The sequence below is a fragment of the Bacillus hominis genome, from assembly GCF_030348325.1.
GTDB classification, from domain to species: domain Bacteria; phylum Bacillota; class Bacilli; order Bacillales; family Bacillaceae_G; genus Bacillus_A; species Bacillus_A hominis.
This window is the reverse complement of the sequence record NZ_JAUCFS010000005.1, coordinates 1,693,714-1,706,709: the sequence shown is the minus strand read 5'-3', so window position 1 is coordinate 1,706,709 and position 12,996 is coordinate 1,693,714. Positions and strand designations below refer to the sequence as shown.

Below are 12,996 nucleotides of genomic sequence, written 5' to 3'. Positions count from 1 at the left end.
AAACGTTATATATTATAGCAGAAATACTAACAGAAAGATGCAACATTATATTGAATATTTATTCATTTAAGAAAAAAAGCTATCCTTTTAAAAAAGGATAGCTTTTTCAACTGACATGTAATTACCTATCTTTGTAAACCTCGTTTATAACGACTCGCTTCAAATATAATACGCTCTTCATCTAATGTTTTACATTCACCGTTCCAAACGACACGTTTTCCGTTAATAATTACATCACTTACATCTTTTCCACTAGCTGCATACACAAGATGTGATAACACTTCATCTGCTGGTTGTAAATGTGGTTTATTCGACGGATCAATCGTAATAAAATCAGCACACTTTCCAACCTCAAGCGATCCCGTTTGTTTCATGCCAATTACTTCCGCAGCTCCTTTTGTCGCAAGAGTAAGAGCTGTTTCAACTGGTAGTGCTGTTGCATCTTGATGAATGCCTTTTTGTAATAATGTTGCGATCCGCATTTCTTCAAACATATCTAAATTATTGTTAGATGCAACACTATCTGTTGCAATTCCTACCTTCATTCCTGCTTCTAGCATCGCTTTTACATTCGCTATACCAGAACCTAGTTTTAAATTACTATTCGGATTATGAGCTACTCGAACATCGTATTCTGCTAAGAAAGCACGCTCATTTTCATTTAATACTACACCATGAGCAATAACTGTTGGTCGTTGAAACAATCCACAACTTGCAGCATATTCTACTGGACGTTTTCCATACTGTGATTCAATATCACGTACTTCACGCTCTGTTTCAGAAAGGTGGATATGAACCATAGTTTGATTTTCTACCGCAATACGTGCACACTCTTCTAGCATTTCTGTAGAACATGTATACGGGCTATGCGGTGCAACCATTGTAGTCAACATACCACTTTTGTTATAATAACGCTTCACATATTTCTCAGCTTCTTCAATCGCTTTCTTTTCGTCTTCTTTCGTTCCGAAGCTAAATAAAGTTCTTGAAACAGCAGCTCGCATTCCACTCCTTGATACCGTTTCCATAATTGCATCTTGATCTACTCCAATTGGATTAAACATATCAGAGAATGTTGTTGTACCACTTTTCACCATTTCAAGTAATCCTAATTCCGTACTAGCAACCGCAAGCTCTGGAGTAAATTGACTTTCAAGCGGCCAAATTCTCGTCTCAAGCCATGGCTGTAATAACATATCATCGCCAATACCTCTTAAAAGGCTCATCACAACGTGTGTATGTGTATTTACAAGCCCTGGTAAAACCCACTTTCCTTTCATATCGATTACTTCATCCACTTCATAATCGTTAGCTAATTCTCCGCTATTCACATCTATAATTTGATCATTTTCTACAATGATATATCCATTTTCTATTACTTCACTTTGTTCATTCATCGTTACAATAGTAGCGCTTACATAAGCTGTTTTCAAAAGTATTTCCCCTTTCAACTCTATGAAGTTCCCTTTAATTAGTTACCACCATTATAGTAACTTATCGGAGATTAAGAGTCAAAAGATAATTTTAATTCTTTAACTATCTTTCCCTTCAAAATGTCATATTGTTTTTCATTTGTATCTGCAAATGCCTCTTCACGGCTTGACTTCATGTCCATATAATTCAATTCTTCATCAAATTGTGTCTTTGTAAAATCATACCTCAGTTCATCTATACAATTATAAAAGTGCCACGCTTCTCCTACTTTCGTCTTTTTAATCTTTCCTCCATATAATCCTTGAACAATAAGCGCCGTTACGCCACATTGTCCCTTTGCCGGATTTTCGCTCGTCCACTTAGAGCTCGTTTCTATTGACCATGATTTTCTTAATGCTTCATATATTTGTTTAATGTTTATACTATCCATTTTCAGCATCCCCTATCATTTTCAGTTTTACACATCGTACTGTAAATATGCTCTAAAAAAATTGTTATATAATTAAAAAGTCCAAACCACATACCGTTTGGACTTAAAAACTTACATTCTATACTTATTTGTTATGCTCTTCTAACCAAGAAATCAAATCTTTAAATACTTCATCTCTATTCACTTCATGGAACATTTCATGTCTACCATTTTCATATAAATGCAGTGTTACATCTTTCACACCACATTTTTTGTAGTTTTCGTATACTTCTTTTACACCTTTCCCCATATCCCCAACAGGGTCTCGATCACCAGAGAATATATGTATTGGAAGATTTTTTGGTGTCTTCTTGTATTCTTCTAATTTATTTACTTCTAACACTCCATGAAATAATTCTCGATAAAAACTCGTCGTACAAATGAACCCACATAACGGATCAGCAATATATTTATCAACTTGATTAATATCTGAAGATAGCCAATCAAATTTCGTACGATTTGGCTTAAAGTGTGAGTTGAAGTTTCCGAAAGATAAGAAGTTCAGCATCGGACTTTTCGTTTTCTTTCCGCGAAGTTTCATCTCAATTGTCGCTACTTTATGACCAATACTCCCTAAAAGCCCTGGATTTCCACCAGTTCCTGAAATGAGAAATCCATCATATAATTCGCCTCTAAGCTGTACAGCCCGTCTAGATAAAAAAGAGCCCATACTATGTCCAAGTAAAAATAATGGACCTGTCTGCTCTTCTTTTATCATTTCCGAAACAAAGATAACATCAGACACAGCCTGATTCCAACCTACATTTGGTTCAAAATGACCATAGTCTTCTTCTCTTTTCACTGTTTTTCCATGCCCTTTATGATCCTGAGCATAAACACCATATCCTGCATCTAATAAAGCATCAATAAATTCTGTATAAACACCTGCATGTTCTGTCATACCATGTGCAATTTGAATAATCCCTCGCGGATTTTCTTCTGGTAACCACTTACGCAAATAAATTTCCGATCCATCCAATGCCGTAACGAAACTTTCCTGTACGTTCATTTCGTCAGCCCCCAAATCTATTATGTATCTATTTTAAAAATGAATATACATTCATTATTCTTATTACATATTATATGTAATTGCTTTCATTATAACAAATAATCTATTTTTCAGACTCGCTTTAAAAATACTTTCTTGACGAATTAAAATAAAAATTATATAGTTACTTACATAAAGTAATCAATATATTTTTAGGAGGTTTTCATTATGATGCCATCACTATTTTTAGCACATGGTTCACCCATGCTCGCTATTCAAGATACAGATTATACACGTTTTTTAAAAACACTTGGAGAAACATATAAACCGAAAGCAATTGTTATTTTTACCGCTCACTGGGAAAGTGAAGTATTAACAATCTCCTCATCAGATGACGAATATGAAACAATTTATGATTTTGGAGGTTTTCCTCCTGAGTTATACGAAATTAAATATCGAGCGAAAGGCTCTTCTAGCATTGCGTCTATGCTAGAAACAAAACTTAAAAACAAAGGTATTCCAGTCCATCATAATATGAAGAGAGGGTTAGATCATGGTTCATGGACACTCCTGCACCGTATGTACCCAGAAGCAAATATTCCTGTCATACAAATATCAGTAAATCCATTCCTTCCTGCAAAAGAACAATTTGAAATTGGAGAGGCACTAAAAGGACTTGGACAAGAAGATATTTTAGTAATCGGTAGCGGAGTTACTGTTCATAATTTACGGGTATTGAAATGGAATCAAATCACACCTGAAAAATGGGCAATTGAATTTGATGATTGGATTATTAAACATATGCAGACCAATGATAAAGATGCATTGTTTAATTGGGAGAAAAATGCGCCTCATGCGCAATTAGCAGTACCAAGAGCAGAGCATTTTGTTCCTTTATTTATCGCCATGGGAAGTGGTGAGAATAAAGGTGAAGTCATTCACCGTAGTTACGAGCTTGGTACATTAAGTTATCTTTGCTTTCAATTTTAATGAAAAAGGATGAAGCAAATATTGCTTCATCCTTTTTACTGTTCATTCACCTAATTAACTAACTTCCAAATGTTGTTTCTCTGATACCTCTGCATTCTTACTATGAAAATAAACCCAAATACATGCAATAAATAATAATGATGATGTAGAGAAGAAAACATATTGGAATCCCGCATGAGCTGCAATTTGTCCACCAAGTACTGGCCCAATCATATTTCCTAAAAACTGAAATGATTGATTATATCCAAATATTCGTCCCGTTACATGGGTTGGTGTATGTTGTTTTAGTAGAGTTTGTACGGAAGGTAATAGTCCTGCTTGTGCAATACCTAATAAAAAGCGAAGAATTAATAGTTGCCAAGCTGAGGTTACAAATGCTTGCGGGATAAAAATAATTCCTGCAGCAAATAACGCTACAACTAACGTTTTTTGAGGTCCAATATGATCTGATAATCTTCCTAGCTTAGGGGCTGCTAAAATGACTGCTAATCCTGTCACAGACATGACTGCACCTGCAATCATTTCAATATGATCTGTTCCTGGTCCTGCCAAATGCTTTACGTACAACGTAATAATAGGTTGAATTGACATATTTGCAAGCTGAATAATAAACGTTGCTACAAATAAACTTATTATTAAATGTTTTGCCGGGACCATCGTCCATACTTTCTTCGGCTGTGCCTTTCTTGCTTTAGCAGAATGATTCTCCTCATGTAAGAAGAAAAAAACGATAAGAAAGGAAAGGAATAAGAAAGCTCCTGTAACTAGAAAAACATGACGCATTCCGATTAACTCTGACAAATAACCTCCGAGTATCGGCCCAAGTAATGAACCACTCACGCCTCCAGTTGAGATTGTAGAAATCGCCCAACCTGAATGTTCTTGCGGAGTTTCTGCAGCAATAAATGTCATCGCTGTAGAAAGGAAACCCGATACCGCTCCCATTAAAAACCGAAGTGCGACTAGTTGATACACGTCCGTCACAAACCCCATAAGCGTCATAATTATCGCCATACCAAGGCTCGCACGTATAAGCATCAATTTCCGTCCATGTATATCACCAAGCTTTCCCCATATCGGTGATACGATCGCACCCATTAAAAATGTTACACCAAATGCAAGTCCCGACCACTGTGCAATACTAGAAGTGCCAGTCACACCTAATTCCTCAATATAAAAAGATAAAAAGGGAATTACTAAACTCATACCGGCTGCAGTGGTAAAACAACCTAGCCAACAAATCATTAAATTCCGTTTCCAGCTGGCCATTTTCACACCTTCTTTCATTCGATACCCATTCTACACCTTTTTTTGTAAAAAGTTTAGTAATTTGCTTTATACATAATAAAACTCTATCCCCTTGCATTCTTAGCAAAGGGATAGAGTTAATTATCTCCTATAGGTATTAAACGTGCATTGCAGCATCGCTCGTAAAACTCAATCGGACCTGCTTGTCCTATAATTGCATACTCATATCCACTTTTCTTCATATTATATAAACAATGATTCAATAACGTCTTCCCAACACCGTTCACACGATTATGTTTCGCTGTACCCATCGGGCCAAACAGTCCTTTCTTTCCTCTCACAACATCGTAACAAGCGAAACCAATAATTTCTCCTCCTTCCTCAGCAATAAAAATAGGAAACTCTTCTTTATATGTCCGAAATCCATAATCTAAAGATTTTAACCAACGCTCACCAAATTCATCCTTAACAAAACGTGCTAACTTTTCAAAATCAGAAAAAATCGCTCTTCTAATATTACAGCTTAAATTATTATAAATAGGATTAAATCTTTTTAAAGCAACGGTTAAGTCTCTTGGCTCAAATGTAATTTGCAATACACCTTTTTGCACATTTTTACTTAAAACCTTTTCAATAACTGTATCCTCTTGAAAAATCGCATATAAAACATGTCCTTCATTTATTAATATTTGCTGAAAACGTTCCATCCGTTTCTTCGCTATTTTTAAAACTTCTATCGTCTTATTTGAAACTTTAAACTCCCCAACATTTATGTATTCTATTTCATTTGCATAATATTGTTGGAGTAACGATATTTTTGCTAAAAAATCCATACCCACCGTGTGAAATAAATACATATGTAACTCCGCGCAAACTCCAGTACCTTCCTTACAAGCTCCTATAAATAGATGAACTGGATGAATAATTCCTTTATTACACTCGGCCTCTCCTGCTGCAATCTCTAATATTTTATATGCACGTTTTGAAAATTGAAACTCCTCCATCTATATTCCTTCCCCCTAAAAACTAAATATCAAACCGTAACCATAAATAATTGAAACAATTATTCCAACCACCAATATACCTGGAAGTAAATTCGCCACTTTAATTTTAATAAATCCAAGTAAGTTTAATCCGATTGCGAATATCATAATACCGCCCGTAGCCGTCATTTCCACTATAAATTGATTCATTAGTTCTTTCGGGACAAAACTATTAATTTGTGTTGCAAAAACTGCAATACCTCCCTCATATAAAATAACTGGAATCGCTGAAAATACTACTCCAATTCCTAGTGTTGTCGTTAATATAATAGAAATGAATCCATCAATAATCGCCTTTGTAAATAAAATATCATGATTCCCTCTAATACCACTGTCTAATGCGCCAAGTATCCCCATCGCGCCAATTGCAAAAATTAAAGTAGCTGTTACAAAACCTTCTGATATACTTCCTTTACCATTCGATCCAACTTTATTTTCTAGCCAATCCCCTAAAAGTTTTAACTTTTCTTCTAATTGTAGCCATTCTCCGATTACCGTACCAATCACTAAACTTAGTATCACAACAAGAAAATTTTCACTTTTCAATGCCATTTGAAGTCCAAGCACAGTAACCGATAAACCGATTGCGTGCATTATCGTCCCTTTCATACTTTCTGGAATATTACTAAATAATTTACCAAGTAAAGTACCAAATATAATACAAATCCCATTTACAACTGCTCCTAATATAACCATTTCATTCTCCACCCTCTGAATTCTTTATTACTACATTCTGGATTACACATTGATTTAAAGGTTATCTATATGTTAACTTAATATTATGAATATTAACAAATGATTTTCACTATTAAAAACCCGCTTTTTTTAACATCTATGAAACTAGCTATAACTTCCCTTTACTACAATCATCGTTAACTTCATTATGAAAATTAACGATAACGGGATAAAACGAAACTTTAATCAATGGGAGTTTTATCATCCCTACTGATTATGAATTAAACAAAGCGGGATAAAACAAAAAGGGACGGTAACTATGAAAACTTTATTAAAACGACTTTTTTTAATAGCCTTTTTCATTACACCAATTGTTTTATTAATCAATTACACTTATATTTCAAAAGCAAAAGATAAACCAGATACACAAAACACATCAAGCAAAGCAAATTCAACGACCGAAAAGAATACCGAAGACCCTGAAATTACACTCACCTTCTCTGGTGATACAATGTTTGATTGGCAATTACGTCCCGTAATTGAAAAAAATGGAGCTGATTATCCATTCCAACATGTAAAAGAAGAAATAACGAAAGCTGATATTTCTTTTGTTAATTTAGAGTCAGCATTTACAACGAGAGAAAAAAAAGTACCTGGGCAACAATTTTGGATTAAAAGTGATCCATCCACACTACAAGCCATTAAAAACACCGGATATGACATCGTGAACATTGGCAATAACCATACGCTTGATTATGGACAAGATGGACTACTAGACACTATTTCTCACGTCGAAAAATTAAAACTACCTTACACTGGAGCCGGAAAAAACGCTGAAGATGCCTATACCGCTCGTGAACTAACTGTAAAAGGAAAAAAGTTTAAATTTCTTTCCTTTGTACGCTTTATGCCTGACTTTAATTGGGTAGCTGGTGACAATAAACCTGGCGTTGCAAACGGATATGATCTAGATCTTGTAACAAAAACGATTCAAGAGCAAAAGAAAGATGCTGATTATGTAATCGTCTATATGCATTGGGGCGTCGAAAAATCTAATCGCCCAATAGAATACCAGAAACAATATGTTCCGAAAATGGTAGAGGCGGGTGCTGATGCAATCGTTGGAAGTCACCCCCATTGGTTACAAGGGTTTGAGTATTACAATAAAGTTCCCATCGCATACTCGTTAGGAAACTTTTTATTCCCGAATTATGTAAATGGAAAGAGTGCTGAAACAGGCGTATTGACCTTAACATTTAAAGGGGAAGATGTCCAAATGTCATTTAACCCTTACATCATTCGTAACAACCAAGTTTCTCCTGTAAATGAAGAAGAAAAGAAAAAAGCACTACAATATTTACAAACGGTTTCAACTGATGTAGAAATTGATGATACTGGGAAAATAATTAACAAACGCAACTAAACAGCGCGAGATTCATTTCTCTGTAACATACATTACGGAATAGGTGATGAATATGCTGAAAGACTTGTTAGAAAATATAAGTCTGCTAGAAAACGTATATAAAATGTCTATAGCAATCCTGCTTTTATGTTCAATTTTTTCTGTTAGACTTCTAAGAAAAATAAAGCGAGAGAGAAAACTTACTCCCTTTGAATTTACAATGTACGTAATCATTCGTATTGCGATATTTTTTTGGTTAACTAGCTTTATCTTTCTTGAATATGGAGAGTATTTAATTTAACTATAAAAAGATAGAACAAGCAGTATTTCCCTTGCTTGTATCTATCTTTTTTCATTTCAAATAAAGTTACATGTTTATTTTTTTTACTAAATAAGTAAATCAAACAAAACAGGATTTTTATTAAGCTCCACAAATTGAATGTTATTTTCTTGAAAACGAATAATTAAAGCTTCATAATCTTCCCTATGTTTTAATTCTATCCCCACTAAAGCTGGACCATTTTCTTTATTATGTTTCTTAATATACTCAAAGCGAGTAATATCATCTTCCGGTCCTAATCCTTTATCTAGAAACTCTCGTAGTGCTCCTGAACGTTGCGGAAATTCAATAATGAAATAGTGCTTTAATCCTTCATGAATAAGGGATCGTTCTTTCATTTCTTGCATTCTATCAATATCATTATTCCCACCACTTAACGTACATACAACTGTTTTTCCCTTTATTTCATCTCTGTATAGATCAAGTGCTGCAATAGAAAGCGCACCAGCCGGCTCTGCTACAATCGCATTTTTCTTATACAGTTCTAAAATCGTTGTACAAACCTTTCCCTCCGGTACTAAAACAATGTCATCAATTACATCTTTACATGTTTCAAATGTTAACTTCCCTACCTTTTTAACAGCTGCACCATCAACAAAACTATCAATCTTATCTAATGCGACATTTTTATTTTGTAAAAAAGCTTCTTTCATAGATGCAGCTCCCATCGGTTCTACACCGATTACCTTTGTAGTAGGACTAACCCCCTTTACATATGTACCAATACCAGATGCTAATCCACCACCGCCAATTGCTGTAAATATATAATCAACTGGTTTCTCCATATCATGCATAATTTCAACAGCGACTGTTCCTTGACCAGCAACGACATACGGATCATCAAACGGATGTACAAATGTCATCCTATTTTCCACACAATAGCGCTGCGCCTCTTGGAAAGAACTATCAAATGTATCACCAACTAATACAATTTCTGCGAAATCACCACCGAAAAATTCAACTTGTGATACTTTTTGCTTAGGTGTCGTTGTCGGCATGAAAATTTTTGACGGAATCTTCAATAAATTACACGTATAAGCAACTCCTTGTGCATGATTACCAGCACTTGCACAAACAACACCATTTTGTAACTTTTCTTTCGGTAAACTTTGAATTAAATTATACGCACCACGAATTTTGAAAGAACGAATAACTTGTAAATCTTCTCGCTTAACATATACGTCACATTCATATTTCTCTGATAAAACTGAATCTCGTTGTAACGGTGTTTTAATAACGATATCTTTCATGCAATTATGGGCCATTAAGATATCTTCAATTTTCACTCTCTCCTTTACATTTTGCACCATTTCATATCATCCTTATCTCTTTTTATATTGGCTCAATCAAAATTCGGGATTTTCAGAACTGCACCTGTATTCGCCGATGTTACCATTTGTGCATAACGTCCAAGCCACCCAGTTTTCACTTTTGGTTCTGGCCGTTTCCATTCTTTTTTACGCTTCTCTAATTCCTCATCGCTAACTCTCACTTCTAACAAGCGTTCCTCAACATCAATACATACAATATCTCCTTGTTCAAGAAGTGCAATCGTTCCGCCAGCAGCTGCTTCTGGTGAAATGTGCCCTACTGAAATACCACGTGAAGCACCAGAGAAACGACCATCAGTTAAAAGCGCAACATCTGCTCCTAATCCCATACCAGCAATTGCTGATGTTGGTGCTAACATTTCCGGCATACCAGGTCCGCCTCTTGGTCCTTCATAGCGAATAACAACTACATCCCCTTTCTTAACTTTCCCAAGCATAATGCCAGCAAGCGCCTCATCTTGTGAATTAAAAATAACGCAAGGTCCTTCAAATCGTTTTACTTCTGTTGCTCCGCTTTTAATAACCGCCCCGTCTTTCGCAAGGTTTCCTTTTAATATACGTAATCCCCCTTCTTCACTATGAGGATTTTCGAGAGAATGAATCACTTCCTTATCTTGAATCTCTGCATGAGCGATATTTTCTCGTAACGTTTGCCCAGTAGCAGTTATACGATCAAGGTGAAGTACCCCTTCTTTTCGGCTCATCTCTTTCAAAATTGCACTAATCCCACCTGCTCGATCGATATCTTCCATATGCCAATTAGAAGCTGGACTTACTTTACATAAATGCGGTACACGCCTTGAAACTGCATCAATGCGGTTCATATCGTAATCTAATCCCGCCTCTTGAGCTAGTGCTAACGTGTGTAATACTGTATTCGTTGATCCACCCATCGCCATATCAAGTGCAAACGCATCATCAATTGCTTCTTCTGTTACAATGTCGCGTGGTTTAATATCTCTTTCAATTAAAATTTTTAATTTTTCTGCTGCTTGTTTAATTAACTCCTCACGTCTTGGATCAATCGCTAAAATACTCCCGTTACCAGGCAGTGCTAAACCTAACACTTCACATAAACAGTTCATAGAGTTCGCTGTAAACATACCAGAACAAGAACCACAAGATGGACAGCCATGATCTTCAATATCCTTTAATTCTTCTTCTGAAATTTTCCCAGATTGGTAGGCTCCTACCCCTTCAAAAACAGAACTTAAATCGACAACTTCCCCTTTAGATGTTTTCCCTGCTGCCATCGGTCCACCTGAAACAAAAACAGTTGGAATGTTTACACGAAGTGCAGCCATCATCATACCTGGCGTAATTTTGTCGCAGTTTGGAATACAAATCATTCCATCAAACCAATGTGCATTTACAACTGTTTCTACTGAATCTGCAATAATTTCACGACTCGGAAGCGAATAACGCATACCAATATGTCCCATCGCAATTCCATCATCTACTCCGATTGTATTGAATTCAAATGGAACCATGCCTGCTGCACGCACTGCTTCTTTAACAAGTTTCCCAAACTCATTTAAGTGCTTATGACCTGGAATAATTTCAATAAAAGAATTACAAATTGCTATGAACGGCTTATCAAAATCTTCATCTTTTAAACCAGTTGCTTTTAATAAACTACGATGCGGAGCTTTATCAAAACCTTTTTTAATCATGTCACTTCTCATCTTGTCAAATCCCTTCTTACACATTTTTTCTCTTATATAATCTATTTTTTAAAATAAAAACTCTCACCTCAGCAATCAACTACTACTTAATAGTAGCTTTGATTGCTGAGGCGAGAGTTTCGCGTTACCACTCAGCTTCCTTACACTTCTCACGAAATATAAGCTCTGTAGGTCCAACCAGACCTCCGTCCTTTTACCGGAGACGATGCCGCCGCCCTCTACTCAGTTTCCCTTTCGCAAGCGATGCTCCGAGGTGATATTCAATGATTCGATGGTTACTACTCTCACAGCCTTGGAGTAGCTCTCTGAAACAATCATAATCATCTACTTTCCTCTTCTTTGCATATACAAAATATAAAGTCTGAAAATTCTTAATTAACTTTTATTTATTAAACGTATTATAGGACTTTGTTCTTTTCATTGTCAATGTTTTTTGAAAATTTATTTTTTAATCTCAATTCACATACTAAACAGTTATTTATTTTTTCTCAAAACAAAATTGGAATGAACTTCTTACACGTACTCATATATTACTTAAGTATGTTTGCTTTTCTACATAAAGAAAACCAATTTAAAACATATAAAAAAATTATGAGGAGATGAGGGAAATATGTTAAAAGGTAAAATAGCATTAGTTACTGGAGCAAGCCGAGGAATTGGACGTGCTATCGCAAAGCGTTTAGCAAACGACGGTGCATTAGTTGCTGTTCATTATGGTAACCGAAAAGAAGATGCTGAAGAAACTGTTCATGAAATTCAATTAAATGGCGGATCAGCTTTTTCTATCGGTGCAAATCTGGAATCTTTACACGGTGTAGAAAACCTATATAATTCTTTAGATACTGAATTGCAAAAACGAACTGGTGGAACAGAATTTGATATTTTAATAAACAATGCTGGAATTGGTCCTGGTGCTTTTATTGAAGAAACGACTGAACAATTTTTTGATAGAATTGTTTCCGTAAATGCAAAAGCACCATTCTTTATCATTCAACAAGCTCTACCACGTTTACGTGACAATAGTCGGATTGTTAATATCTCATCAGCCGCAACTCGCATTTCTTTACCTGATTTCGTTGCATATAGTATGACGAAAGGTGCAATTAACACAATGACTTTCACTCTAGCAAAACAACTCGGATCACGAGGAATAACGGTGAATGCAATACTTCCAGGCTTCATTAAAACAGATATGAACGCGGAACTCTTGAGCGATCCAATGATGAAACAATATGCTACTAACATTTCAGCTTTCAATCGATTAGGTGAAGTAGAAGACATTGCCGATACTGCTGCGTTTCTCGCTTCCCCTGATAGTCGCTGGGTTACTGGACAATTGATTGATGTTAGCGGAGGATCTTGTTTATAAAAAAACATATATTTTTAATTTT

The 12,996-nt window shown here is 35.5% G+C and carries 12 protein-coding genes and 1 other annotated feature; of the genes, 4 read left to right on the top strand and 8 right to left on the bottom strand.

Features of this window, described 5'->3' with window-relative positions; translation table 11 throughout:
• Positions 1-125: 125 nt before the first annotated feature.
• From QUF93_RS11145 to QUF93_RS11135, 3 genes are all read right to left on the bottom strand, one after another.
• Positions 126-1,451 (bottom strand): bifunctional S-methyl-5'-thioadenosine deaminase/S-adenosylhomocysteine deaminase, encoded by a 1,326-nt coding sequence (locus tag QUF93_RS11145; protein WP_002118260.1) that lies wholly within the window; start codon positions 1,449-1,451, stop codon positions 126-128.
• Positions 1,452-1,504: 53 nt separating this feature from the next.
• Positions 1,505-1,864, bottom strand: a complete 360-nt coding sequence (locus QUF93_RS11140; RefSeq protein ID WP_289358811.1) for a YunG family protein — start codon at positions 1,862-1,864, stop codon at positions 1,505-1,507.
• 124 nt (positions 1,865-1,988) lie between these two features.
• Positions 1,989-2,912 carry an alpha/beta fold hydrolase gene (locus tag QUF93_RS11135; protein ID WP_002118258.1) on the bottom strand — a complete coding sequence of 308 codons (924 nt, stop codon included), beginning with the start codon at positions 2,910-2,912 and terminating at the stop codon, positions 1,989-1,991.
• A gap of 207 nt (positions 2,913-3,119) precedes the next feature.
• Here QUF93_RS11135 and QUF93_RS11130 point away from each other — a divergent pair, with 207 nt between their 5' ends.
• Positions 3,120-3,881 (top strand): DODA-type extradiol aromatic ring-opening family dioxygenase, encoded by a 762-nt coding sequence (locus QUF93_RS11130; RefSeq protein ID WP_088058232.1) that lies wholly within the window; start codon positions 3,120-3,122, stop codon positions 3,879-3,881.
• A gap of 54 nt (positions 3,882-3,935) precedes the next feature.
• Here QUF93_RS11130 and QUF93_RS11125 read toward each other — a convergent pair whose 3' ends face one another.
• The 3 genes from QUF93_RS11125 to QUF93_RS11115 form a co-directional block, all read right to left on the bottom strand.
• Positions 3,936-5,150, bottom strand: a complete 1,215-nt coding sequence (locus QUF93_RS11125) for a multidrug efflux MFS transporter (protein ID WP_289358810.1) — start codon at positions 5,148-5,150, stop codon at positions 3,936-3,938.
• A 116-nt stretch (positions 5,151-5,266) separates the two neighbouring features.
• On the bottom strand, positions 5,267-6,133 hold the full coding sequence (locus tag QUF93_RS11120) for a GNAT family N-acetyltransferase (protein ID WP_088058230.1): 867 nt from the start codon (positions 6,131-6,133) through the stop codon (positions 5,267-5,269).
• A 15-nt stretch (positions 6,134-6,148) separates the two neighbouring features.
• Positions 6,149-6,868, bottom strand: a complete 720-nt coding sequence (locus QUF93_RS11115; RefSeq protein WP_002118249.1) for a DUF554 domain-containing protein — start codon at positions 6,866-6,868, stop codon at positions 6,149-6,151.
• Positions 6,869-7,166: 298 nt separating this feature from the next.
• On the opposite strand from QUF93_RS11115, the gene QUF93_RS11110 reads away from it, so the two are divergent.
• Both QUF93_RS11110 and QUF93_RS11105 read left to right on the top strand, forming a co-directional pair.
• A complete protein-coding gene (locus QUF93_RS11110) occupies positions 7,167-8,270 on the top strand; it encodes a CapA family protein (protein WP_002118247.1) in 1,104 nt (367 codons plus the stop codon).
• Between the two features lie 52 nt (positions 8,271-8,322).
• A complete protein-coding gene (locus tag QUF93_RS11105; protein WP_289358809.1) occupies positions 8,323-8,550 on the top strand; it encodes a hypothetical protein in 228 nt (75 codons plus the stop codon).
• An 86-nt stretch (positions 8,551-8,636) separates the two neighbouring features.
• Here the strand turns inward: QUF93_RS11105 and ilvA are convergent, their stop codons facing one another.
• Complete coding sequence (gene ilvA / locus QUF93_RS11100) at positions 8,637-9,899, bottom strand: threonine ammonia-lyase IlvA (RefSeq protein WP_002118244.1); 1,263 nt, start codon at positions 9,897-9,899, stop codon at positions 8,637-8,639.
• A 32-nt stretch (positions 9,900-9,931) separates the two neighbouring features.
• Positions 9,932-11,605: a dihydroxy-acid dehydratase gene (gene ilvD, locus QUF93_RS11095; RefSeq protein ID WP_002118243.1), complete on the bottom strand. Its 1,674-nt coding sequence runs from the start codon at positions 11,603-11,605 to the stop codon at positions 9,932-9,934.
• 103 nt (positions 11,606-11,708) lie between these two features.
• Positions 11,709-11,954 (bottom strand) — a binding site (T-box leader).
• Between the two features lie 261 nt (positions 11,955-12,215).
• On the opposite strand from ilvD, the gene QUF93_RS11090 reads away from it, so the two are divergent.
• Positions 12,216-12,974, top strand: a complete 759-nt coding sequence (locus QUF93_RS11090; protein WP_289358808.1) for an SDR family oxidoreductase — start codon at positions 12,216-12,218, stop codon at positions 12,972-12,974.
• The last annotated feature ends 22 nt before the right edge of the window (positions 12,975-12,996 follow it).